Annotated in this window: 14 protein-coding genes; 1 reads left to right on the top strand and 13 read right to left on the bottom strand. The window is 67.4% G+C overall.

From position 1 onward, the window contains the following. The 5 genes from recD to GCN74_RS02580 form a co-directional block, all read right to left on the bottom strand. Positions 1–1,971, bottom strand: coding sequence for an exodeoxyribonuclease V subunit alpha (gene recD / locus GCN74_RS02600; RefSeq protein ID WP_152255228.1), 1,971 nt, complete (start codon positions 1,969–1,971; stop codon positions 1–3). After that, entirely contained in the window at positions 1,961–5,632 is a 3,672-nt protein-coding gene (gene recB / locus GCN74_RS02595) for an exodeoxyribonuclease V subunit beta (protein ID WP_152255227.1), read from the bottom strand. The genes recD and recB overlap by 11 nt, the downstream gene beginning before the upstream one ends. Continuing rightward, positions 5,629–9,051, bottom strand: coding sequence for an exodeoxyribonuclease V subunit gamma (gene recC, locus GCN74_RS02590; protein ID WP_152255226.1), 3,423 nt, complete (start codon positions 9,049–9,051; stop codon positions 5,629–5,631). The genes recB and recC overlap by 4 nt, the downstream gene beginning before the upstream one ends. Before the next feature lie 75 nt (positions 9,052–9,126). Then, entirely contained in the window at positions 9,127–12,165 is a 3,039-nt protein-coding gene (locus GCN74_RS02585) for a CHASE domain-containing protein (protein WP_152255225.1), read from the bottom strand. A gap of 141 nt (positions 12,166–12,306) precedes the next feature. Beyond that, positions 12,307–13,197, bottom strand: coding sequence for a LysR family transcriptional regulator (locus tag GCN74_RS02580; protein ID WP_152255224.1), 891 nt, complete (start codon positions 13,195–13,197; stop codon positions 12,307–12,309). Between the two features lie 108 nt (positions 13,198–13,305). Between GCN74_RS02580 and GCN74_RS02575 the strand changes: the two genes are divergently transcribed. Next, positions 13,306–14,301 carry a cyclase family protein gene (locus tag GCN74_RS02575; protein WP_152255223.1) on the top strand — a complete coding sequence of 332 codons (996 nt, stop codon included), beginning with the start codon at positions 13,306–13,308 and terminating at the stop codon, positions 14,299–14,301. A gap of 2 nt (positions 14,302–14,303) precedes the next feature. On the opposite strand, the gene cobA is transcribed toward GCN74_RS02575, so the two are convergent. The 8 genes from cobA to GCN74_RS02535 all read right to left on the bottom strand — a co-directional run bounded on the left by cobA (position 14,304) and on the right by GCN74_RS02535 (position 24,170). Next, the gene (cobA, locus tag GCN74_RS02570; protein ID WP_152255222.1) at positions 14,304–15,074 is read right to left on the bottom strand and encodes a uroporphyrinogen-III C-methyltransferase; all 771 of its coding nucleotides are present in this window, start codon (positions 15,072–15,074) and stop codon (positions 14,304–14,306) included. Between the two features lie 14 nt (positions 15,075–15,088). Next, a complete protein-coding gene (locus GCN74_RS02565) occupies positions 15,089–16,279 on the bottom strand; it encodes a CmpA/NrtA family ABC transporter substrate-binding protein (RefSeq protein ID WP_152255221.1) in 1,191 nt (396 codons plus the stop codon). A 157-nt stretch (positions 16,280–16,436) separates the two neighbouring features. Further along, positions 16,437–17,090 (bottom strand): ANTAR domain-containing response regulator, encoded by a 654-nt coding sequence (locus GCN74_RS02560; protein WP_152255220.1) that lies wholly within the window; start codon positions 17,088–17,090, stop codon positions 16,437–16,439. A 76-nt stretch (positions 17,091–17,166) separates the two neighbouring features. Further along, positions 17,167–18,666 carry a CoA-acylating methylmalonate-semialdehyde dehydrogenase gene (locus GCN74_RS02555; protein ID WP_152255219.1) on the bottom strand — a complete coding sequence of 500 codons (1,500 nt, stop codon included), beginning with the start codon at positions 18,664–18,666 and terminating at the stop codon, positions 17,167–17,169. A gap of 14 nt (positions 18,667–18,680) precedes the next feature. Beyond that, entirely contained in the window at positions 18,681–19,475 is a 795-nt protein-coding gene (iolB, locus tag GCN74_RS02550; protein ID WP_152255218.1) for a 5-deoxy-glucuronate isomerase, read from the bottom strand. Further along, complete coding sequence (iolE, locus tag GCN74_RS02545) at positions 19,472–20,386, bottom strand: myo-inosose-2 dehydratase (RefSeq protein ID WP_152255217.1); 915 nt, start codon at positions 20,384–20,386, stop codon at positions 19,472–19,474. Before iolE ends, iolB begins: the two co-directional genes overlap by 4 nt. Continuing rightward, a complete protein-coding gene (gene iolD, locus GCN74_RS02540) occupies positions 20,383–22,227 on the bottom strand; it encodes a 3D-(3,5/4)-trihydroxycyclohexane-1,2-dione acylhydrolase (decyclizing) (RefSeq protein ID WP_152255216.1) in 1,845 nt (614 codons plus the stop codon). The genes iolE and iolD overlap by 4 nt, the downstream gene beginning before the upstream one ends. Continuing rightward, the gene (locus GCN74_RS02535; protein ID WP_152255215.1) at positions 22,224–24,170 is read right to left on the bottom strand and encodes a bifunctional 5-dehydro-2-deoxygluconokinase/5-dehydro-2-deoxyphosphogluconate aldolase; all 1,947 of its coding nucleotides are present in this window, start codon (positions 24,168–24,170) and stop codon (positions 22,224–22,226) included. Before GCN74_RS02535 ends, iolD begins: the two co-directional genes overlap by 4 nt. Positions 24,171–24,177 lie beyond the last annotated feature (7 nt).

Raw genomic sequence — 24,177 nt, 5'->3', positions numbered from 1 at the left:
TCAGGCCCCGATCAGCCCTCGCAAGCCGCTGGCCCGCTGCGTGCGGCGCAGGATCGCGTCGAACAGCACGGCCTGCGTGGGCGAGACGAGGGTGAAGAAATCGCGCGCCCGCGTGATGCCCGTGTAGACCAGTTCGCGCGCCAGCATGGCGCCGCCTTCCTGCGGCAGCACCAGCACCGTGTGACGGAATTCCGATCCCTGCGATTTATGCACCGTCATGGCAAACGCCGTCTCCACGTGGCGCAAGCGCGTGGCCAGCACGCTGCGCACGTTCTCGCCTTCCAAAAAGTACACGCGCAGGGAACCGGGCCGCGCAGGGTCGCGCAAGGTCAAGCCGATGTCGCCATTGAACACGCCCGTGCCGTAGTCGTTGCGCGTGACCATCACGGGGCGGCCCACATACCATTCGCTGCGGCGTATCAGGCCTTCCTTTTCCAGCCGCAGTTCGATGGCCGTGTTCAGGCCCGCCACGCCCCACTCGCCTTCGCGCACGGCGCACAGGATGCGGAACGACTCGAACGCGTGCAGCACGGCGCGCACCCAGTCGTCGTGCTGCGCATGGCCCTCCCCGCCCGCATTCACCAGCGCCAGGTAGGGCTGGTAGCCGCCCGGTGCATCTGCGCGGCCGCGCAAGGCCAGGCGCAGCACGTCTTCCTGCTGCGCCGGCACGCTCCACGCCAGCTGGCCGCCGCTGTCGCCGGCGAAGCACGCCCTGGCCAGGTCGGGCCTGCCGCCATTCACGGCCAGCGCCAGTTCGCCAATGGGGCCGCTGAAACGGTGGCTGTGGCGCAGCATCACCGTCTGCTGCGCCAGCGCGCCGGCCGCTCCCGCAAAGCGGGGGGGAATGGCCACGCCGCTGGCCGCCTGCGCATAGGCGATGGTGTCGTCCGTGTAGCCGCCCGCCTGCGCATCGTGGCACAAGTCGCCCAGCACGGCGCCCGCTTCCACGGACGCCAGTTGATCCTTGTCACCCAGGAGGATCAGGACCGCCTTGGGCGGCAAGGCGTCGAGCACCGACGCCATCATCTCCAGGTGCACCATCGACGCTTCATCGACGATCAGCACGTCGACCTCGAGCGGATTGCCCGCGTGGTGGGCAAAGGCGCGCGTATCGGGCCGCGCGCCCAACAAACTATGCAGGGTGCGCGCCGCGCCCATGCGCCGCGCCAGTTCCAGCAGGGGCAAGCCTTGATCGCCGCGCGCCGCCTTGGCCGCCAGCCCCTCGAGTGCCTTGTCGATCGACTGCTTCAAACGCGCGGCCGCCTTGCCCGTGGGTGCGGCCAGCGCGATGCGCAGCTGCTCCGGCTGCGGCGAGACGGCAAACAGCAGGGTCAACAGGCTGGCCACCGTGTACGTCTTGCCCGTGCCCGGCCCGCCCGTGATGATGGCCACCTTGCCCCGCAGCGCGATGGCGCACGCCACCTTTTGCCAGTCCGGGCCGCCGTCCTGGGTTGGCTGGTCGAACAGGATGTCGAGCCATTGCCGCACCTGCGCCAGCGGCGGAGCGCCCAGATCCTGCGCGCGGGCGGCGATTTTTCCGCCCACCAGGCGCTCGTCGCGCCAGTAGCGGCGCAAATACAGGCGCGCCCCATCGAGCACCAGCGGCTGGCGCACGTCCGGCGCATCCACTTGCCACACCTGCGGCGCGCGGGCCAGCAGCGCGCGCCAGCCAGCAACGCTGTCGGGCAGCGGGCCGGAAACGGCCAGCACGCCATGCCACAGCTCTTCGCTCCAGCCCAGCAGCTGCGACGGTTCGCTGGCCAGGTCCGCCAGCATCAAACAGCTGTGGCCACGCCCTTCCAGCTCGGCCAGCACCACGCATGCGACGGCCACGGCGGGCGCGTCCGGCGCATCGTCATCCAGGCTGGCGATGAAGCGGGCAAAGGCGGCGCTCAGGCGGCGCAGATGGCCATCCTCGGCGACGCCGTCGACATGGGCAAGCAAAGCGTTCATCTGTGCGTCATGCTGCATGGTGTTCCGTTTCTTCTAACAGTTGATCGAGGCCGTCCAGCAGTTCCAGCTGCGGCGCCAGCCAGTAGCAGCCATGCGTGTCCCCATTCGCTATGCCGCGCAGGAACAGGAAGATGGCGCCGCCCAGGTGCTCGGCCGGGTCGTATGCGTCGCCGAGGCGGCTTTTCAGCAGCCGGTGCAGGGCCAGCATGTAGATGGCGCCCTGGATATCGTAGCGGTGCTGCGCCATGCCGGCCGCCAGTGCGGCCGTGTGGTAGGCCGCGTCGTTGGCCCCCAGCGCATTCGACTTGTAGTCGAGCACCCAATAGCGGCCATCCTGTTCGATCACCAGGTCGGCAAAGCCTTTCAGCATGCCGTGCAGCTGGCGCCGCGGCAGCACGGGACGGGGCGCGCCGTCGAGCAGCAGGCGCGTGCACAGCTGGTCGAGCGCCCCCGTGGACAAATGCTCGCTGGGGAACCAGAACTCCATCTCGGACAGGGTGCTATCGAGCTGCGACAGCGACGCATCGAGCAGCGGCAGCGGCGTGACGGCGATTTCCCTGAGCCAGGCGATGGCGTCTTCCTGGCGGTGGCCCCAGCCTGCCCGCTCGCAGCGCGCGGCCAGGCGCGTGTCGAAGTGCGCCTCGTGGACGCTGTCAAAACCTTCGCTGCCCATCCACTCGAGCTGCTCGTGCAGGAAATTGCCGGGCACGGAGCCGCGCGGAAAGCGGTGCCATGGCGCGTCGCCCGTCTGCAGCGGCGAGACAGCTGGCACGCCCGTGCCATCTTCCAGCAGGGTTTCTTCCAGCGCCCGCTGCGGCACGTGCGGAGCCGCCACGGCGCCGATCTGCCGCGTCAGCGACGTAAAGCTGCCCACCGACCAGTCGCGCTCGAATTCGCCCTCAAACACGGGCGCGGGACGCAAGCGGGGGCGCCGCTCGACCCGCTCCAGCACCGTGCAGGCGTCGGGCTGCGCCAGGGAAGCCACGTAGATGGCGTCGCAGCTGCCCGCCACCTGCTGCCAGCGCAACAGCAATTGCTCCGCCGGCAGCTTGTCGCCGCCCGTCAGCAGATAGCCGAGCGCCGATTCGTGCAGGGTATTCTCGCCCGCCTTGCGCGCCGCCTGGGCGGCCACGCCCAGCCACAGGAAGTGGCGCGCGCGCGTCAGGGCCACGTACAGCAGGCGCAGGTCTTCCTCGATGCGCGCCTCTTCGACCGCCGCCATCGCCTCGTCGGACAGCGACAAATCGAGGCGGCGTTCGCCTTTTTCATCCGCGTAGTCGAAGAAGCTGCGGTTGCGCTTGTCCACCTTGCGCGCCGTGACGGCGAACGGCAGATACACGAGCGGGTATTCGAGGCCCTTGGATTTGTGCACGGTGATGACTTTCACCAGCTCCGCATCGCTTTCCAGGCGCAGCACGCGCTCGTCGCCGCCCTCGCCTTCGCCCGCGATCTGCTCGGCCAGCCAGCGTATCAGCGCCTGTTCGCCATCGAGCTGGCGGCTGGCCGATTGCAGCAGTTCGGCCAGGTGCAGCAGATTCGTCAGCCGCCGCTCGCCGCCCGTCTGCTGCAGCAGCATGGCCGGCAGCTGCAGTTCGTGGATGAAGCGGCGCAGCATGGCCAGCACGCCCTGGCGCTGCCAGATCAGGTGCAGGGCCTTCAGCTGCTCGACGCGGCGCTCCCATTCCAGTTCGTCGCTGGACAGGCGCGCCAGTTCGCCCAGCGACAGGCCGATGGTGCGCGTGGCAAACGCGGCGCGCGCCAGTCCACCGTCGAGGGGATTGGCCAGCGCCGCCAGCCAGCGCAGCACGTCGGCCGCCTCTTCGCTGTCGACGACGGAATCCTTGTCGGACAGGTACACGCTGGCCACCCGGCGGCGCGCCAGCGCGCGGCGGATGGCGGCAGCTTCCTTGCGGTCGCGCACCAGCACGGCCACGTCGGCCGGCTGCAGCCGCACGAAGCCGCCGGGGCCATCGAAGCCCGCCTGCGCATCGCCCAGCATGGCGACGATATGTTCCGCGCAGTGCTGCGCGAAATACTCGCGGTAGCTGTCGCCGCGCAATCCTTCATCGCTGGCGCAGGCGGCCAGCAGCGCCGGCATGGCGCCATCCTTCGTGACCAGGGATTCGGCGCGGCCCTTGGCGTCGACGGCTTCGAACGGCAGCGGATTGTCATCGCCCTGGCGGTAGCGGAAGGCGCCGGCCGGCACGTCGGCGCGCTCCGCATGCAGGAACAGCTGGTTGACGGCCGCCACCAGGGGCGCCGTGGAACGGTAGTTGGTGCCCAGCTGGTAGTGGCGCCCTGCCGTGGCGCGCCGCGCCGCCAGGTAGCTCTGGATGTCGGCGCCGCGAAAGCCGTAGATCGACTGTTTCGGGTCGCCGATCAGGAACAGCCCCAGCACCGGATCGTTGTCGGCAATGCGGTACAGCAGGTTGAAGATCTGGTACTGGGCCGGCGCCGTATCCTGGAATTCGTCGACCATGGCCAGCGGATACTGGTCGATGATGCGCTGGCGCAGGGCCGCGCCATTCTCGCCGGCCAGCGCGTCGTGCAGCCGCTGCAGCATGTCGGCAAAGCCGAACTGGCGCGACTGGCGCTTCAACTGGTCCATGCGCCGCGCGATGGCCGCCGCCGCATGCAGGTGCAGCTTGTGCGCCAGCGGCGTGATGGCGGCCAGCGCCCGTCCCAGTTCTTCCGTATGGTCGAAGCACTCGGGCACTTGCGCCGTAAAACTCTTGGCAAACGCGTCTTCGATGCCGAACGGCGTCAGGCGCTCCCACGCCTTGGCCGTGATGGCCGGCTGCAGCAACAGCGGGTCTTGCGCCCAGCGGCGCAAGCCGTCGAACCACTTCGCCAGGTTCTCCGGCTTCATCTTGACGCCGTTAAAACACTTGGGATTGACGGCGCGGTGGTCGTTGATCCACGCGGCCATGCTGTCCACGCGCTCGACCCAGCCCGCCTTCAGGCTGGCCAGCTGCGCGGCCAGCGCCCGCTGTTCGCGCGCGATCAGCGCGGACAACGGTTCTTCCTGCGCCATGGCCATGATGTCCGCGCGGCGCGCCAGTTCGCGCGCGCCTTTCTTCAGCGCGCCCACGTCGGGCCAGCAGGCCAGCAGCACGTCCAGCGCCTGCGGCGGCAACGGGTACACCTGCTGGCGCCAGTAATCGTGGGCCGCATCCTCGAACAGGGCCTGCTCGTCGCTGACCAGTTCTTCGTCGAACAGGCTGCCGCTGTCGAACGCGTGCTCGCGCAGCATGCGCTGGCACCACGCGTCGATGGTGAAAATGGCCGCTTCATCCATCGTCTCGGCGGCCAGCATCAGCCGGTGCGCGGCCTTCTGCCGCTCGCTCTCGTCCGGATACGCCACCAGCAAGGCGTCGAGGAACGGGTCGCTGGCGCCGGACTCCATGCCAACCTCGTGGCGAAAATAGGCGGCCGCCTCGATCAGGCGCTCGCGCACGCGGTTCGACAATTCGCGCGTGGCGGCGCGGGTAAACGTCATCACCAGGATATCGGCCGGCAGCAGGGGGCGCGTAAAACGGCTGTCGTCGTCGCCGTGGCCCAGCACGAGGCGCACGTACAGCGCGGCGATGGTCCAGGTCTTGCCCGTGCCGGCCGAGGCTTCGATCAGGCGCGAGCCGTGCAGCGGGAACGCCAGGGGGTTGAGCAGATGGCTCGTCATTGTTCTTCTCCGGCGCCGTCATCGGGCGCGCTGATCGGGTCGATGGTGATGTATTGCTGCAGCCAGTCGGCCAGCGGGCCATACAGCTCGCGCGTGCAGTCCTGCCACGCTTCCTCGGCGGCCAGCGCGGAAAACTCGGGCCACAGGCGCGCCAGGCACAGCTCGTCGCGCTCGCCGGAGACTTCAAAGCCGCCATCGTAGACGGCGCGCGGGTCGCCCTGCTGCACCAGCGCCAGGCCCGTCTTGCACGCCGTGGGCAGCGGATGGTTCATGCCTTCGCGCCACAGCGCCAGCAGGGTGGCCAGCGCGGCGCGCGAAGCGGCCGGGTCGAGCGGCGCCATGCAGACGATGGCGTCGCGCGCCACCAGGTAGCCGGTGACGGGGAAGTCCAGCGCGGCGGCGGCCAGCTGGCGCAGCCACATCAGCATCAGCTTGTCGCCGCGCGCCTGGCCCGCCTTGTCCGTCACCTTCGAGGAAATCTGCATCAGCCAGGCCGTGTCGCGCCCGTTGCTGCACAATCTGTCGAGCCAGTCGTCGATCTGCAGCTCGCCAAACGGCAGGTTGATGGCCCGCTTGTCGGCCGCGTACGGAAACGAGGCGCGCAGGGACAGCCACGCGCTGCGCACGGGCACCAGCGCCTCGACCAGTTGCGCCTGCACCTGCTGGCCGATCAGGCCGATGGGCAGCACGCCTTCGCGCGCCAGCTTCCCTGCGCGCGCTTCCAGGCTGGCGCGCACGTCGCCCGCCGCTTCGACGGCGCCGCCGTCATCCAGCATGGTGTCTTCCAGCAGATAGCGCTCGAGCGCATTCAGGCCAAACGGTTCCTCATCCTCGCCCAGCATGGCCGCATCGGCAAAATACACGCTGAGGCGGCGGCGGAAAAAGTATTTGACGGGCTGGCGCAGAAAGCTGGCCAGCTCGCCCAGCTTCAAGCGCATGCCGGGATCGAGTTCGTAGGGGCCCAGCGCCAGCGCCTCCGCATGGGCCGCATCGGCATCCGCATGCGCCACGCGCCATTCGCGCGCGTAAGTCAGCAAGCCGTCGGCTTCGAAATAGCGGCGGCTGAACGGCTGCAGCGCATGTTCGGTGGTGAGCGATGCCAGGTGCCGGTCCAGCGACCAGCCGGCGGCCAGGTAATCGCGCAGCTGCGACACCAGCACGGACGGCGGCTGCTCGGAATTGTCGCGCACGTTGCGCCCCACCCAGCTCACGTACAGTTTGTCGCGCGCGGCCAGCAGGGCTTCGAGCATCAGGTAGCGGTCGTCGTCGCGGCGCGAACGGTCGCCCGGGCGCGCCATGCCGGGCAGCGCCAGCAGGTCGAAATCGGCCTTCTGCGCGCGGCGGGGAAAATCGCCATCGTTCATGCCCAGCAGGCAGACCACGCGGAACGGCACGGCGCGCATCGGCATCAGCGTGCAGAACGTGACGCCGCCGGAGACAAACTGGTGGTTCAGGGTGGGCTCGTCCAGCGCGCCCAGCCACGCCACGCGCAGCACGGACAGCGGCACCTGCTCGACGAAGCCCGCATGCTCGCAGGTTTCCAGCCAGCCCAGCAAGGCGCCTTCCAGCTGCGCCAGGGTCAGGCGGTCGCCCTCGTCGTCGGCGTCGAAAAAAGCGGCCAGCAGCGCGCGCGCCTGCACGCCCCACTCGGCTGGCGTGCAGGCGCCGGCCAGCACCGTGCGCCAGTGCAGCAGCGCCTCGACCAGCTGCGCCAGCGAGCCCGCCAGCGCCGCATCGAGGCCGCCCACTTCCCCATATGGCTCGATGCCGCCAAAGCTGGCGCCACTGCCGCTGGCATAGCCGAGCAGCATGCGCCGCACGCCGAAGATCCACGCATTCTGCTCGCCCGCCGCGCCCAGCCCCAGGCCGGCGCGGTGCGCCTGGTCCAGGCCCCAGCGCACGCCCGCCCCTTCGATCCAGGCGCCCAGGGTGGCCAGGTCGTCCGGCTGCAGGCCAAAGCGGGCGGCCAGCGCGGGCACGTCGAGCAGGTCGCGCACCTCGCTCTGGCGGCAGCGCTGCTGCGGCAGCTGCAGCAGCCACTCGAGCGCGACGAGCAGCGGGTTGACGCTGCGGTCCTTCACGTCGCCGATCTCGAACGGAATGAAACGCTCGTCGTTGCGCCGGTACTGGCCGAAGACGGCGTGGATGGCGGCCGTGAAGGTGTCGATGTCGGGCACCATCACCACCACGTCGCGCGGACGCAAGCCCGTCACGTCGCTGTGCGCAAACATGGCCAGCAGCTGGTCGTGCAGCACTTCCACTTCGCGCTGCACGCTGTGCGCCGCGTGAAATTCGATCGAGCGGTCAGCCGCATCGGGCGGCGTCTGTTCGTGTTCGGCCAGCGGGCGCAGTTCGCGGATGGCCACCTGCACCTGCTGCAGCAGGGTCTCGCCCGTTTCCTCGCCAAACAGGTCGATGCGCAGGCTGTCGTCGCGCCCTTCGGCGGCCGCATGCTCGTCGAACTCGTCGAGCATGCGGATGAAATCGCGCCCCTGCCTGCCCCAGCTGGCCAGCAGCGGATGGCTGTGCGCGTGCAGCGCTTCGAGGGGAATCTGCGCCAGGTCGTGGCCATTGCGCTGGCGCTGGCGCTTGTTTTGCGCGCGCAGCAAGTCGCGCCCGTCGATGATGTCGCCCCAGTAGAACTGGCACGGATTGGGCACGGCCAGCACCACCTGCGTATGGCGCGCCAATGCGGCCAGCGCCTGCAAGGTCTGGTACGGCAAGGCCGACACGCCGAACAGCACCACGCGGCGCGGCAGCTTGCCGGCCGGCGCATCGCCGGCGGCAATCGCCGCCAGGAAGGCGTCGTGGATGTCGGCGCGGCCCGTGTCGCGCTCGAATTCGTCGACGTCGGCCGCCACGGCGCGCCACAACTGCGCCTGCCAGCGCTGGTCTTGCTTCAGTGCGATGGCTTCGTTGCGGGCCGTGCGCAGCTGGTCGCGCCCCGCGGCCCAATCGGCCAGCCAGTCGGCGCGGTACACCTGGTACTGGTCGAACAGGTCGGCCAGGCGCTCGGCCAGCTGCAGCCGGCGTTCGCTATCGCCGTCGGCAAGGAAGTAGCGCAGCGGCGCAAACACGGGGTCGGCCAGCAGCGACGGCAGCAATCGCATCAGACGCCACGTCAGCGGGGATTTGTCGAACGGCGACACGCGCGGCACGCGCTCGCGCCCCAGCATGCCACGGTAGCTTTCCCACAGCAGGCGCGCCGGCAGCGCGATGCGCGTGGCGGCGCACACCCCCATCTCCTCGGCCAGGGCGATCTTCAGCCATTCGGCCACGCCGTTCGACTGCACCAGGAAGATGTCCGTTTCCAGGGGCGCCAGCGGATGCTGGCGCAGCCACTGGAAGACGGCGGCGCGCAGCTGTTCCAGCTGGTTGCCATGCAGGATGAGGAGGCCGGGCGTGACGGGAGTATGCATGCTGATCCGATGGGTTGCCGCGCCTCCGGCCGGGTGGCCGGAGGCGTCAAACGCGTATTATCGCCGCTGCCCGCGTCAGGGGGCGTCGCTGGCGGCAAATTCCAGCGAAATTTGTTCTGCCACCTGCGCCAGCGCCGGGGCCAGCGCCGCCAGCAGGACGCGCGCCTGCTGCAGGTCGCCGCCCCGGCGCAAGCTCTCGATCGACGTGCACAGGCCCGCAAACGCGTGCGCGCCCACGGCCAGCGCCGACGATTTGCTGCGGTGCCCCAGGTCCGCCAGGCGCCCCAGGTCTTCCAGCGCCATGGCCTGCTCCATTTCGGCGATGCCGTCGCGTGCCGTGTCCAGGAACAGCTGGGTATATTTGCGCATCTTCACGGTGTCGTTGCTGAACGTGAGCGCCAGGGTGGCCAGGTCGAGGATGGCCGTGTCGCGCAACTCCAGCGCGGCATCCGACGGCGCCGCTTTCGGCACCGCCACCAGCCTGTCGCCCGGGCGCGCGCGGCCCACGCTGCCGATGCCGCCCCGCAGGCGGAACCATTTCGCCAGCAGGTGGAACAGCAGATTGGGCGCGATCGGCTTGGTCAGGAATTCATCCATGCCTGCCGCCAGGCAGCGGGCGCGGTCTTCGCTGCCCGCATTGGCCGTCATGGCGATCACCAGCAGGCCGCTGAGCTGCGGGTCGGCGCGGATGCGGCGCGTCGCCTCGAAGCCGTCCATCTCCGGCATCTGCACGTCCATCAGCACGCAGTCGTAGCGCTGGTGGGCCAGCAATTCCAGCGCCTCGCGGCCATTGCAGGCCACGCAGACGGTGGCGCCTGCGTCTTCCAGCAATTCGCAGCCCACCTGCTGGCTGAAGACGTTATCTTCCACCAGCAGGATGGAGGCGCCGCGGATCACGCCCAGCACTTCCGGCTCCACTTCGGCGATGCGCTCGTCGCCCGCCTGCGCGCTTTTCTCCAGGCGCGCCGTGAACCAGAAGGTACTGCCCAGGCCCGGCTGGCTGTACACGCCCACCTTGCCGCCCATGAGTTCAACCAGCTGCTTGCTGATCACCAGCCCCAGGCCGCTGCCGCCATACTTGCGCGTGGTCGACGGGTCGGCCTGGTGGAAGGAGCGGAACAGCTGCGCCACCTCTTCCTGCTTCATGCCGATGCCCCGGTCCTGCACTTCGAAGCGCAGCATGCCGTGGCTGCCGCGCTCCTCGGACTGGCGCACGCGCACGAAGATGCTGCCGTTGTCGGAAAACTTGATGGCGTTGCTGGCCAGGTTCAGCAGGACCTGCTCCAGGCGCAGCGGGTCGCCGCGCCAGCGCTGCGGCAGCTCCGGCGCGATATCGAACTGCAGCGCCAGTCCCTTGACGGCGGCCGCATCCCCGAGCTGGCTGGCGATGTTCGCCAGCAGCGTGTCGAGCCGGAAGTCCAGCACTTCCAGTTCCAGCTTGCCCGCCTCGATCTTGGAAAAATCGAGGATGTCGTTGATCAGGCCCAGCAGATGCTGGCCCGAATGGAAGATTTTTTGCAGATAATCGCGCTGGCGCGCATCGGCCACCGATTTCAGCGCCAGGTGCGCCATGCCGATAATGCTGTTCATCGGCGTGCGGATTTCATGGCTCATGTTCGACAGGAAGTCGCTCTTGGCCTGGCTGGCCGCGTCGGCCTGCTCTTTCAGGCGGTGCAGTTCCGTCACGTCGGTGGACAGGCCGATGAGCCCCGTGACGGGACCGGGCAAGCCCAGCGGCACCTTCACGCTCCACAGGTGGTGCACCTGGCCCTGCGCATCGACGAAGCGCTCTTCGCCGACGAACTTGCTGCCGCTGTCGAAGACCTGGCGTTCCGTCAGCTGCGCGGCGGCGGCCGCGTCGCCGAGCATCAAATCGCCATCCTGGCGGCCGATCAGCTGCTCCGCCGAGCGGCCCAGGATCTTCGCCGTGCGCGCATTCACGTAGCGGTAGCGCAGGTCCGCATCCTTCATGTAGACGTAGGCATCGACGCTGTCGAGTACCATATCGAGCAGGGTGCGCTGCGCCACCGCGTTGCGGCGCGAGCGGTACAGGGTAAAGATATAGCCATAACCGAGCAGGGTCCCGGCCACGCCGACGGCCAGCGCCAGCCACGGGAAGTAGCGGTCGAAGGGGCTGTACAGCTCCGTCTTGCGCACGCGGAAATGGGCTTTCCATACGCCGCCCTGGTAGGCCACGGGCAGTACCTGGTCGAAATAGGCGTCATCGCTGCCCGGTTGCGGCGGCACCGCCGCCAAGTCGCCATCATCGTTGAACAGCAGGCGGTCGCGCGGCGTAATGGACAGGACCCCGCTGGCCGGCAAGGGATCGGCCGCGCTGTACAGGGTCAGGTGCAGCGGTTCCAGGGCGCTGCGTTCGAGCGCGCTGTGCACCAGCTGCGCCACGCCGAAGCCGATGCCCACGGACCCCTGATAGGCTGCCCGGCGCTCGTCCACGCTGCCTTGCGGCATGCCATTGCGGTACACGGGCAGGCGCATGCCCAGGCCCACATGCGCTGGCGGCCCCTTGATCATGATGACCTGCCCCGATGCGCTGACCTCGCCGCTGTCGCGCGCCTGCGCCAGGGCCTGCGCCACCAGCGGGCTGGCGCCGATGTCGACGCCCATGCGTTCGGCCAGCAGGGAGTCGGGCTCCAGGTAGGTAAGCACCGTGTAGGCCGGCCGCTCCCCGGGAGGGCGGATGGTGAAATCGGGATAGCCGCGCGGGCTCAGGCTGGTGTCCCCCCGCACGTCGGCCACATAGGCCGCGCGCTGCGCCTGCGTCAGCGCCACCGCGTAGTTGACCGATTCGATGGCCGGGAACTGGCGCGCGATGTCGAGGCCGGCCACGTAGTCGTGGAACTGGCGGCGCGTCAGCTGCTCGCTGGTGCGGAACAGGGCTTCGAGCCCGCGCAGCAGGTCGGAATAGCTTTTCACGCGCGTGACCAGGCTATGCTGGGCGCCATGCGTGAGATTGTCGAAACGCTGTTCGGCGTCGTCGTTGACCGTGCGCGCCGCGCCCGCATACAGGGCACCGCCCACCGCCAATGCCAGCAGCAGCCCGCCTGCCCAGATCCCGCTACCCGCTGCCGTCCCGCCCTTGCTCAAAGTGTGCATTGTCGATCGCTTATTCCGGTTCCTCAAATGTGCGGCGCCCTGCCGCCCAGCAAGTACGAGGATACTATCAAAGCCCCTGCGCGACGCATCCTCGCATGAAAAAAAGCACACGCGATGGTTGCCCTGGAAAACACCTGGCGCCTATGCCGGCTGCAGCGCCCCCGCCAGGAAGTCGCAGAAGGCGCGCACTTTTTCCTGCACATGGCGCCCATCGGGCGTCAAGGCATACACGCCGCGCCTGGCCATGCCGTGCGATGGCAGCACGCGCACCAGGGCGCCGCTGGCCAGCAGGGGCGCGGCGACGAAGGACGGCAGCGCGCCCACGCCGATGCCCGCCACCAGCATATCGGCCAGCAGCAGGCTGCTGTCGGCGGAAAAACGCACGGGCAGGACGATGCTGCTCGCCCCTTCCGGGCCGTCCAGCTGCCAGACGCCGGGACTGTCGGCCAGGCGGTAGGCCAGGCAATCGTGGCCATGCAGGTCCTGCGCCAGCCGGGGCGTGCCGCGCCGCGCCAGGTAGGCGGGCGCCGCGCAGATCATCTGCTCGACGTCGCCCAGGCGGCGCGCCACCAGGGTCGAATCGGCCAGCGCGGCGCGGATGCGCAGCGACACGTCATACCCCTCGCCCACCACGTCCCGCAGGCGGTCGTCCAGGGTCATCTCGATCCTGACTTCCGGGTAGCGGGCCATGAAGACGGGCAGCAGCGGCGACAGCACTTTCAGGCCGAACGACAGCGGCGCATTCACGCGCAGCCGCCCCGCCACCTTGCCCGCGCAGCCGCGCGTGGCCAGTTCCAGCGCTTCGACCTCGTCGAGCAGGCGGCAGCATTCAAAATAGTAGGCACGGCCGCCATCCGACAGGCTCATGCGCCGCGTGGTGCGCACCAGCAGCACCGTGCCCAGGCGCTCCTCGAGCTGGCGCACCTGCTTGCTGATGGCGGCCGCCGACTGGTTCAGGTCCTGCGCCGCCTTGCTGAAGCTGTCGCGCTCGACCACCTTGCGAAACACGCGCATGTGCGCCAGGACATCCATGATTCTTTCATTTTAGTTGAATATCTTATTATTTTATCGCTGATTATCATGGAAATGAAAAATAATATGATGGCGGCTTCTTTCCTCACCTGACACAAGGAGCACCCCATGTTCACACCATCGACCGCCCTGAGCGCCCTGCTGCTGGCCCTGCTGGCAAGTACGGCGCACGCCGCAGCGCCGGCTGCCGCCCTGCCCGACGTGGGCATCAGCCCCTGGGGCCCGCAAGACGAAATCGGCCGCCTGAACCTGATGACGCCGGCCTCGCGCGCCGCCATCCTGGCCCGCATCGACGGCGGCAAGAGCTATGACCTGGCCGTCGATTTCTATGTCGGCATGCCCAGCTGGCAGGCGGCAGGCGATCCGCCCTACCAGATGTGGATGACGCACACGCCCAAGGGCAACGTGGTGGCCGATTCCATGCACGTGGGCGAAGCCATGAACCGCCACGTCAGTTACACGGGTTCGGCCGTGTCCATGTATGCGCACATGGGCACGCATATCGACGCGCTCAACCACTTCGGCCTGAACGGCAAGATCTGGAACGGCTTTACGGAAGAGCGCTACCTGGGCGACCGGGGCTGGACGGTGACAGGCGCGGAAAAGCTGCCGCCCATCGTGGCGCGCGGCGTGCTGATCGACGTGGCCGTGGCCAAGGGTTTATCCCAGCTGCCCGACAATTACCGGGTCACGCGGCAGGATTTGCGCGCCGCGCTGGCGCACCAGCAGATCACCCTGGAAAAGGGCGACGTGGTGCTGATACGCACGGGCCGCATGCAGCACTATGAGCAGGCGCAAGCGTACATGGCGAATCCGCCCGGCCTGTCGCTCGATGCGGCGAAATTCCTCGTGGAAGACGGCGGCGCCATGGTGGTGGGCGCGGACAACCTCAGTTTCGAGGCGTTTCCGTCCGAAGTGGCGGGCAATTACCTGCCCGTGCACACCTATCTGCTGGCGCAGCAGGGCACGCCCATCCTGGAACTGGTCGACCTGGAAGCGCTGTCGCGCGACAAGGTCTACCAGTTTGCCTTCATCGGCGCTTCGCTGAAATTCCGCGGCGGCGACGCGGCGCCCATCCGTCCCGTGGCCCTGCCGATCCGCTGAGCTCAAGCGGAGACGGACAGCTGCGCCCCCGCGCCATGGTCATTCCAGGCGTCGGCGCAGCGCACCACGTCGCCCACGACGATGATGCTGGGGCTGCCCAGGCCGCTGGCCAGCAAGTCGGCGGGCAAGGCCTGCAAAGTGCTCAGCAACTGGCGCTGCGCCGGCAAGCTGGCCGACTGCACCACGGCCACGGGCGTGCCGGGCGCCATGCCGCCGGCCAGCAATCCCGCCTGGATGGCCGCTACCCGGGCCACGCCCATGTAGATGACGAGGGTGAGCTTGCTCTGCGCCAATGCCGCCCAGTTCGGTTCGGAGGCGCTGTCCTTGCCGTGGCCCGTGACAAAGATGGCGCCCTGGCTCCAGGCGCGGTGCGTGAGCGGCACGCCGATGCCAGCCGGCGCGGCCAGGCCGCTGCTGATGCCGGGTATCACTTCCACGGCCACGCCGTGGCTGCGCAGGTAGGCGCGCTCCTCGCCGCCCCGTCCGAACAGATAGGGGTCGCCCCCTTTCAGCCGCACCACATGCAGGCCGGCGCGGGCTTCGGCCAGCATCAGGCGTTCGATGAAGGCTTGCGGCGTGGAAGCGCAGCCGCCCCGCTTGCCCACTTCGACCACGCGCACGCCGGGCGCCGCATGGGCCAGCATGGCCGGATTGACGAGGTCGTCGATCAGCACCACGTCGGCCCGCGCGATGGCGTTTACGGCCTTTACCGTGAGCAGGTCCGGGTCGCCGGGACCGGCGCCCACCAGCGTCACGCTTCCAAGTTGCGCCATGATGAACTCTCCCATTAAAAAAAGTGGCCGATGGCAAACGATGCCGCATACGCTTCCGGCGCGCTGCCGTCCCACACCACGCCGTCGCACAGGGTCGACCTGCGCATCGGCGACGCGGGCAAGGGCGTGGCCGTCATTTCCGCCGCCTGGCGGTACAGGTCGATGCGGCTGACTTGCCGGGCCACGGCCAGGTAATCGGGTTCGTCGCGCAGCAAGCCCCAGCGCCGGTGCTGGGTCATGAACCACATGCCGTCGGACAGATACGGAAAATTCACGGCGCCGCCCTGGTAGAACTGCAGGCGCTGCGCCTCGTCCCAGGTCTTGCCCAGGCCATCCTGGTAGTGGCCGAGCATGCGCGGCGCCAGCGTTTCCTGCGGCGTATTCAGATAGGCCGGCGCGGCCACGGTGGCCGCCATGACCAGCCGGTTGGCGTCGCTGGCGTCGATCCAGCGCCCCGCCTCGAGCACGGCGGCAATCAGGGCGCGGCAGCTGTTCGGATGCTGGCGCGCAAACGCGGCGCTGGTGCCCAGCACCTTGCCCGGATGGTCGGGCCAGATGGCGCCGCTGGTGGTGGCCGTCACGCCCACGCCATCGACGATGGCCTTGTAGCCCCACGGTTCGCCCGCGCAAAAACCGTCCATCTGGCCCGCGCGCAAGGCCGCCACCATCTGCGACGGCGGCACCGTCATCACGCGCGCGTCGCGCAGCGGATCGATGCCATGCGCGGCCAGCCAGTATTGCAGCAGCATCGCATGGTTGCCGGTCGGAAAAGTATGTGCAAACGCAAACGGCCGCGCCGCGGCGCGCATGTGCCGCGCCAGGGTAGGACCATCGTGGGCGCCCTCGCGCGCCAGCGCCGCCGACAGGGTGACGGCCTGGCCGCTGCGGTTGAGGTTCATCAGCACGGCCATGTCGTGCTGTTGCCCGCCGACGCCCATCTGCACGCCATACACGAGGCCGTACAACACGTGGGCCGCATCGAGTTCGCCATTCTGCAATTTGTCGCGCACGCCGGCCCACGACATCTCCCGGCTCAGTTCGATCTTGATGCCGTGCCGTTCATCGCAACCCAGTTCCGCGGCCATGATCAGGGAGGCGCAATCGCTGAGCGGCAGGTAGCCGATGCGTATCGTCTGTTTTTCCGGCTGCAGGGTGCGCATCGCCTGGGCGCCATATTCTTCCTGCTTGTCCGCTTGCTCTGTCATACCATTCCTTGCTGATAAATACTGTTTTTCCGCGCCACCATGGGCACGGCTCTCCCCGTCCAGCAGCAAGGACCGTGCCTGTGCCCACCTTGTGCCGGACGGCTGGAAATGCACCGCGATGGTGCGCTGCACCAGCATGTGTCAGGAAATGAACGCTTCATCCCAGCAAGTCCTCCACGTCGAGGATGCGCTGGGCGATCTCGGCCAGTTTCAGTTTCTTGTTCATGGCCATGCTGCGCAGGCGCTGGTAAGCCTGGTCTTCCGTCAAGCCGTGATGCGTCATCAGCAAGCCCTTGGCCCGCTCGATCACCTTGCGTTCAAGCAATTTGTGCCGCGTGTCGAGCAATTCGGCGCGCAACTTTTCTTCCTGGCGAAAGCGCGCCAGCGCCACGTTCAGCACGGGTTGAATGCGTTCGGCTTGCAAGCCGGCCACGATATAGGCGGACACGCCGGCCGCCATGGCCGCGTCGATGCTGGCCATGGCGCCGTCTTCCGTAAACAGCACGATGGGGCGGCGCTCGTCGCGCGTGGCGATGACGATGTGCTCGAGCACGTCGCGCGCGTCCGATTCGGCGTCGATGATGATGAGGTCAGGCTGGAGTTGCGCGATGCGCTCGGGAAGATAGAGGTCGGCCGGCAGCGAGGCGACGATGTCGAAGCCCGATTCCAGCAAGCCGATGCGCAAGGCATTGCCGCGCTGCACCTGGGCAGCCAGCGCCGCATCCGCGTGCACGCCGTGCTCGACGATGGTATTGACGACGACAATGCGCAGGGGGCGGTCTGGCGCTGGCTGGGTACGGCTGGACGTCATGGGAGCGATCTGCAATGGCTAAACAATTAACCATTGCAGTAAGCAAGAAGCGAACCAGCCGGTTTACGGCGGAGTCTTACTTCAGGGTCGGCATGGCAAACTCGGCACCGGCCGCCGTCGAGGCGGGCCAGCGCTGCGTCACGGCCTTCTGCTTCGTGTAGAAACGCACCGATTCCGGACCATGCGCATGGTGGTCGCCGAACAGGCTGCGCTTCCAGCCGCCGAAGCTGTGGAATGCCATCGGCACGGGGATCGGCACGTTGACGCCCACCATCCCCACCTGCACGCGGTGCGTGTATTCGCGCGCCGTGTTGCCGTCGCGCGTGTAGATCGCCGTGCCATTGCCGTATTCATGCGCATTGACGAGGTCCAGCGCCGTGGCAAAATCGGGCACGCGCACGATGCACAGCACGGGGCCGAAGATTTCCTCTTTATAGATCGTCATCTCCGGCGTCACATGGTCGAACAGGCTGCCGCCGAGGAAAAAGCCCTTTTCATGGCCGGGCAAGACGAAGCCGCGCCCGTCACTGACCAGCTTGGCACCTTCCTTGACGCCCGTGGCGATGTAGCCGGCGATCTTGTCCTTGTGCACCTGCGTGACGACAGGCCCCATCTCGGCCGACAGATCCATGCCTTGCGTGATCTTCAGGGCCGCGATGCGGGGCACCAGCGCCTCGACCAGCTGATCGCCCACATTGCCCACCGCCACCACGACGGAAATGGCCATGCAGCGCTCGCCCGCCGAACCGAAGGCGGCACCCATCAGGGCGTCCACCGTCTGCGCAATATCCGCGTCCGGCATGACCACCATATGGTTCTTGGCGCCGCCCAAGGCTTGGACGCGCTTGCCCTGGGCGCAGCCCGTGGCGTAGATGTATTCGGCAATCGGCGTGGAACCGACAAAGCTGACGGCGCGCACGTCCGGGTGATGCAACAGCCCGTCCACGGCTTCCTTGTCGCCCTGCACCACGTTGAAGACGCCGTCGGGCAAGCCCGCATCCGTCAGCAGCTGCGCCAGCAGCAGGCTGGCCGACGGGTCGCGCTCCGACGGTTTCAGGACGAAGGTATTGCCGCAGGCAATCGCCATCGGGAACATCCACATGGGCACCATCACGGGAAAGTTGAAGGGCGTGATGCCCACGCAGACACCGAGGGCCTGGCGGATCGACCAGGCGTCGATGCCGCCGGCCACTTGCTCCGAATACTCGCCCTTCATCATTTGCGGGATGCCGCAGGCAAACTCCACCACTTCGATGCCGCGCGTCACTTCCCCCTTGGCATCCGTGAACACCTTGCCGTGCTCGGCCGTGATCAGGGCGGCCAACTGGTCCGAGTGCTCTTCCAGCAATTCCTTGAACTTGAACATCACCCGCGCGCGGCGCAAGGGCGACGTTTGCGACCAGGCGGGAAACGCCGCATGGGCGGCGGCCACGGCCGCGTTCAGCTCGCTCGGCGTGGCCAGCGACACCTTGGCCGTGACGGCGCCCGTGGCGGGATTGAACACATCGCTCGTGCGCTCGGAACGCGAGGCCATGGGGTTGCCACCGATAAAGTGGCCGATCTGTTGCGTTGTCATCTTCTTGTCCTCGTTTATTTCGTCATCAGCCACTCGTGGGCCGGGTCGTTTTTAAAATGCCATACGCGTTTCGGGCCGGCCATCACGTTCAGGTAATAGCCGTCATAGCCATACGGCACGGTGACGGGGTGGTAGCCGCGCGGCACCATCACCACGTCGTGGTTTTCGACGGCCATCGCTTCATCGATGGAACGGTCATCCGTATAGACGCGTTGGTACGCAAAGCCCTGCTCCGGGTTCAGGCGGTGGTAATACGTTTCTTCCAGCGAGCTTTCTGTGGGAATATTGTCGTCGTCATGCTTGTGCGGCGGATAGCTGGACGAATGGCCGGACGGCGTCACCACCTCCACCACCAGCAAGCCATCGGCCTCGGCCGTTTGCGGCAGGATGTCGCACACATAGCGCGTGTTCGCGCCCTTGCCGCGCACGAAGCGCATCATCGACTGCGGGTCGATCAGGCGCGCCGGACGGTGCGTCGTGGCGGGCGCGCTGCACAGCGCCACTTCCGCGCCGCTCACCGCCGTGATGCGCACTGCGGTTTCCAGCGGCACGTACACGGCATACGGCGAGCGCTCCTCGAAGACGCTGGCGCGCCCGCCGATGGCTTCCCAGGCCTGCCCGCCCGCCTGCACGGTGACCGTGCCCGTCAACACGACGATGCACAGTTCGCGGCTGCCCGTGTCCAGGTTCAACTGCTCGCCGGCCGCCAGCCGGTGCGCGGCAAAGCCCACATGCGTCCAGCCGGCCGACTCCGGCGTCACCTCGACGATGGCCGAACCAGGCCGGGCCTTGACCAGCAGCGGGCTCATGCCGCCTCCCGGCCCAGGCGGGGGATGGCGTCGACCAGCCGGGCCAGGTAATCGTGGCCCATCTTCGCGTATTCATAGCTGGGCGCGACGGCCGGGTCCTGCTCCGCCTCCACCACCAGCCAGCCTTCGTAGCCGTGCAGATACAAGCGCGTGAGGATGGCGGAGAAATCGATGCTGCCGTCGCCGGGCACGCTGAACGCGCCATTGATGACGGCCTGCAAAAAACTCCAGTGGCCGTTGCGGGCCAGCTTCACCACGTTGGGACGCACATCCTTGCAATGCACGTGGCAAATCCTGTCGATGTGCCTGTTCAGCACGGCCAGCGCATCGCCGCCGGCAAACGTGATGTGGCCCGTGTCGAACAGCAAGCCCACTTCCGGCCCCGTCAAGGCCATCAACTGGTCCACGTCGGCCGGGGTTTCCACATAGGCGCCCATGTGGTGGTGGTAGGCCAGGCGCACGCCGTGGTCCAGCAAGTGTTGCGCAAACGCCGTCAGCTTGTCCGCATACTCCTGCCATTGCTGCTGCGTCTGGAAGCGGGGGCGTTTATATAAGGGGCGCGGCTCGCCCTGGATGGCGTCGGCCACTTCGCCGTACACCATGACCGTGGCGCCGCTGCCGGCCAGCAGCCGCAGATGGGGCCCCACGGCAGCGATTTCCTCTTCCACGGAGCGGTGCGCCAAGCGCCCCGAATACCAGCCGGAAACACACGCCAGGCCATACTTGCCCAGCACGGCGTTCAGGGCGGGAGCGTCCTTGGGAAACTTGTTACCCAGTTCAAAGCCCACGTAGCCGATCTCGGCGCCCTCTTTCAAGGCCGTCTCCAGGGGTGTCTCGCCGCCCAGGCTGGGCAAATCGTCGTTCATCCACGAGATCGGGTTGATGCCGATCTTCACATTCCATGTAGTCATTTTTGTTGTCCTTGGCGGTCAAGTTCATAACGGGCGCGCGCAGCTTGCACGCCGGCTTGCGTCGAGACTTCGGGCACGGCCACTTCCCACCAGCAACCGCCCTCCTCCGTCGTGCGCGTGTCGTCCGTATTGATGCAGATCAGATATGTGCGCGGTGCGGCGCGGGCCCGCTGCATGGCATCGTCCAGCTCGGCAATCGACCCCGCATGTTCGCTCAGGGCGCCCAGGGACCGCGCATGCAGGGCGAAGTCGATGCGCGGTGCGCTGTCGGGCAGCATATTGTTGAACGACGCATTGCCGCAGGCCTGCTGCAGGCGGTTGATGCAGCCGTAGCCCCGGTTGTCGAGCACCACGATGATGAGTTTTTTATCCAGCATGACGGAGGTGGCGATTTCCGAATTCATCATCAGATAGCTGCCATCGCCCACCATGACGATCACCTCGGCATCCGGTTTTGCCATCTTGACGCCCAGGCCGCCCGCGATTTCATAGCCCATGCACGAGTAGCCGTATTCCATGTGATAGCCGCCGGGCGTGCTGGTGCGCCACAGCTTGTGCAGTTCGGCCGGCAAGGTGCCCGCCGCGCAGACGACGATGTCGCGGGTGGTCGAGTCGCCCGATGAGCGCTGCACGGCGCCGATGACTTCGCCGTCATAGGGCAAGCCGGCCACCTCGCGCTTGCCCGTAATCGCGGCCACCGTCGCGCGCCAGGCGTGGCCCGCCTGCTGTGCGCGGTCCAGCCACTGGCCCGCGCTGTTCCAGCTGCCCAGATGGCGGGACAGGCCTTGCAGCCCGAGGGTTGCGTCCGCCTGCACACCGAGACCACGGCGTTTCAGGGCGTCAAAACTGTTGACGTTCAGGCTCACCAGTTGCGCCTGCGCAAACAGCGAGTTCGATCCCGTCGTGAAATCCTGCAGGCGCGTGCCCACGGCCAGCACCACGTCCGCCTCGGCCGCCAGGTTGTTCGCGGCAGGCGAACCCGTCACGCCGATGGCGCCCAGCTGCAGCGGATGGTCCCACGGCAGGCTGCTCTTGCCCGCCTGCGTTTCCGCCACGGGAATGCCGTGGCGCTCGGCAAATGCCTGCAAGGCGGCGCCGGCCTTGCCGTACAGCACGCCGCCGCCCGCCACGATCAGGGGCTGCCTGGCAGCCGTCAACAAGGCTGCCGCTTCTTCCAGTTCCTGCTCCACGGGGGGCACGGCGCGGAAACGCACGGTGCGGGGCGTGAAGAATTCCTCGGGGTAGTCATACGCCATCGTCTGCACGTCTTGCGGCAGCGACAAGGTGACGGGGCCGCAAGCAGCCGGGTCCGTCAAGGCGGCAATGGCGCGCGGCAAGGCCGTCAGCAACTGTTCCGGATAGACGATGCGGTCAAAGTAACGCGACAGCGGCTTGAAGGCGTCATTCACCGACACGCTGCCGTCCGTGCCGTCTTCCAGCTGCTGCAGCACCGGGTCCGGCGCGCGCGAGACGAACACGTCGCCGGGCAGCAACAGCACGGGCAGGCGGTTGACGTGGGCCAGGGCCGCCGCCGTGAGCAAATTCGTGGCGCCAGGGCCGATGGAACTGGTGACGGCCAGCATGCGCCGGCGCATGTGCGCTTTCGCATACGCAATGGCAGCGTGCGCCATCGCCTGCTCGTTGTGCGCCCGAAACGTGGGGAAGACTTCCTTGTACTGGTACAGCGCTTCGCCCAGGCCCGCCACGTTGCCGTGGCCAAAGATGGCGAAGGCGCCGCCGAACAGGGGAACCAAGGTCCCGTCGCCCTCGTCCGTGCGCAAGGCGGCCAGATAGCGGACCAGCGCCTGCGCCATGGTCAAACGGATGGTGGTGGCGCTCATGCTGCACGCTCCAGGCGGTTGCGCGTGCGCTGCCACAGGGAAATCAACTGTTCGAAGTTGGCGCGCACGGCGGCGATCAGGCCCGCATCGTCGATGTCGCCGGCCAGCCAGCGGCGGCTCGGTTCCTGGAAGATGGTGCGTCCCACCATGAAGCCGCGGCAGGTGCTGCTGGCACTGGCCTGTTCGAAACTGGCGGCCAGCGCATCGATGGGCGCGTTCAAGCCCAGCAGGACGACGCCACGGCAATACGGATCGCGCTCATGCACGAGGGCATCGATCGCTTGCCATTGCTGGGCCGACATGCTTTCCAGCTTCCACCATTCCGGGTAAATACCCAGGTTGTACAGGCGCTTGACGGCGCGCAAGACGGTGTCATGGCCCTTCGGCAAGGCATCCGACGGTATGACTTCCAACAACAGTTCGTGACCGCTCACTTGCGCCGCGTCGTACAGGGCCTTGATCTGCGCTTCCTGTTCCAGGCGGTTTTCCACGGCATCGTCCGGATGCAGCTGCACCAGGCATTTGATCACGTGTTCCTTCGGCCAGCTGAGCAGGTGCGAACCGATGGAGCGGCCCCAGTCGAATTGCAGCGGGTTCGATCCCGGCAATTCCACGGGACGGCCTATCCACCAGCCCCGCCCCGTCGCATCGTTGAGCGCGTCGACACCGTAGCGGCCGTCGATCAGCACGCCCGTCTTGCCGGCCAGCTGCAAGACCGTTTCCGTCTGCGCCACGGCTTGCACCATCAGCTGTTTCAAGGCCGCAATGCGCGACTCGGATGCGCCCGCCTGCTGCGCCAGCTCGAAAAATTGTGTGCGGTGGTCGAAGGCAAACACGCACAATTCATCCCACTGCGGGCGCGCCACCGTCGTGCGGTGCAGGCGGGACAAGGTGGCATCCTGGTCCGGTTGCGTGAGCCTGGCCGCATTCGCCAGGAAATAGTCGAGTTCCACGGGCGACGGCATGGCCGGCGCACAGCCGTGGCGCGACACCACCAGGGCGCCGCAGCCATTTGCGTAGCGACAGCAGGCCTCATAGCCTTCGCCGCGCAGCCAGCCTTTCAGGAATCCGGAAATAAAGGCATCGCCCGCGCCCAGCACGTTCAGCACTTCCACGCGCACGCCCCGGTAGTTGTATGCGTCGTCGAGGCTGGCCGGCACCACATTGTCGATGACGGCGCTGCCCAGCGGACCCCGCTTGACGACCAGGGTGGCCAGGGTGGCGGCCCGCACGGCGCGCAGGGATGCCATGATGTCGGCGCCGCCGCCGGCAATCATGAATTCCTCTTCCGTGCCGACGATCAGGTCGAACTGCGGCAAGATCGCCTGCAGGTGGCGCGTCACGCCGTCGTTCGAGACGAAACGCGTTTCGCCGTCCGCCTTGCCGGACAAGCCCCACAGCACGGGCCGGTAATCGATGTCGAGCACGGTACGCACATTGTTGGCACGGGCCAGCTTCAAGGCCTGCATGCTGACGGCGTGCATGGCAGCCGTGGAAAAGTGCGTGCCGGTGATTAACAGCGCCTTGCTCGACGCAATGAAGGCCGCATCCACCGACGCCGGGTCGATGGCCATGTCGGCGCAATTGTCGCGGTAAAAAATCAGGGGAAACGTGTTCTTATCCTTGATGCCCAGCATCACCAGGGCCGTCAAACGGTCATGGTCGATGCCTACATGGCTGACGTCGCAGCCCTCTTTCGACAAGGTGTCCGTCAAAAAACGGCCCATGTGGTCGTCGCCCACTTTCGACAGCATGGCGGACTTCAAGCCCAGGCGGGCCGTGCCGAAGGCGATGTTCGCCGACGAGCCGCCCAGGTACTTGGCGAAACTGGTGGCGTCTTCCAGCGGGCTGCCGATCTGCTGCGCATACAGGTCCACGGCCAGGCGGCCCAGGCAGATCACGTCCAGCGCGCGTCCCTGGGCAAATTGTGTCGGGTTATTCATGGTTATC

Origin of the sequence: Janthinobacterium sp. FT14W, assembly GCF_009208755.1 — a bacterium.
GTDB classification, from domain to species: domain Bacteria; phylum Pseudomonadota; class Gammaproteobacteria; order Burkholderiales; family Burkholderiaceae_D; genus Janthinobacterium; species Janthinobacterium violaceinigrum.
This window is presented reverse-complemented; position numbering and strand designations above follow the sequence as displayed.

Bases quoted from the DNA above. Each gene is read 5' to 3' on its own strand.
- recB (WP_152255227.1), bottom strand. From the start codon at position 5,632: ATGACGAGCCATCTGCTCAACCCCCTGGCGTTCCCGCTGCACGGCTCG.
- iolB (WP_152255218.1), bottom strand. From the start codon at position 19,475: ATGAGCCCGCTGCTGGTCAAGGCCCGGCCTGGTTCGGCCATCGTCGAG.
- recC (WP_152255226.1), bottom strand. From the start codon at position 9,051: ATGCATACTCCCGTCACGCCCGGCCTCCTCATCCTGCATGGCAACCAG.
- GCN74_RS02580 (WP_152255224.1), bottom strand. From the start codon at position 13,197: ATGGATGTCCTGGCGCACATGCGCGTGTTTCGCAAGGTGGTCGAGCGC.
- GCN74_RS02560 (WP_152255220.1), bottom strand. From the start codon at position 17,090: ATGACGTCCAGCCGTACCCAGCCAGCGCCAGACCGCCCCCTGCGCATT.
- GCN74_RS02585 (WP_152255225.1), bottom strand. From the start codon at position 12,165: ATGCACACTTTGAGCAAGGGCGGGACGGCAGCGGGTAGCGGGATCTGG.
- cobA (WP_152255222.1), bottom strand. From the start codon at position 15,074: ATGGCGCAACTTGGAAGCGTGACGCTGGTGGGCGCCGGTCCCGGCGAC.
- GCN74_RS02565 (WP_152255221.1), bottom strand. From the start codon at position 16,279: ATGACAGAGCAAGCGGACAAGCAGGAAGAATATGGCGCCCAGGCGATG.
- GCN74_RS02575 (WP_152255223.1), top strand. From the start codon at position 13,306: ATGTTCACACCATCGACCGCCCTGAGCGCCCTGCTGCTGGCCCTGCTG.
- GCN74_RS02555 (WP_152255219.1), bottom strand. From the start codon at position 18,666: ATGACAACGCAACAGATCGGCCACTTTATCGGTGGCAACCCCATGGCC.
- recD (WP_152255228.1), bottom strand. From the start codon at position 1,971: ATGCAGCATGACGCACAGATGAACGCTTTGCTTGCCCATGTCGACGGC.
- GCN74_RS02535 (WP_152255215.1), bottom strand. From the start codon at position 24,170: ATGAATAACCCGACACAATTTGCCCAGGGACGCGCGCTGGACGTGATC.
- iolD (WP_152255216.1), bottom strand. From the start codon at position 22,227: ATGAGCGCCACCACCATCCGTTTGACCATGGCGCAGGCGCTGGTCCGC.
- iolE (WP_152255217.1), bottom strand. From the start codon at position 20,386: ATGACTACATGGAATGTGAAGATCGGCATCAACCCGATCTCGTGGATG.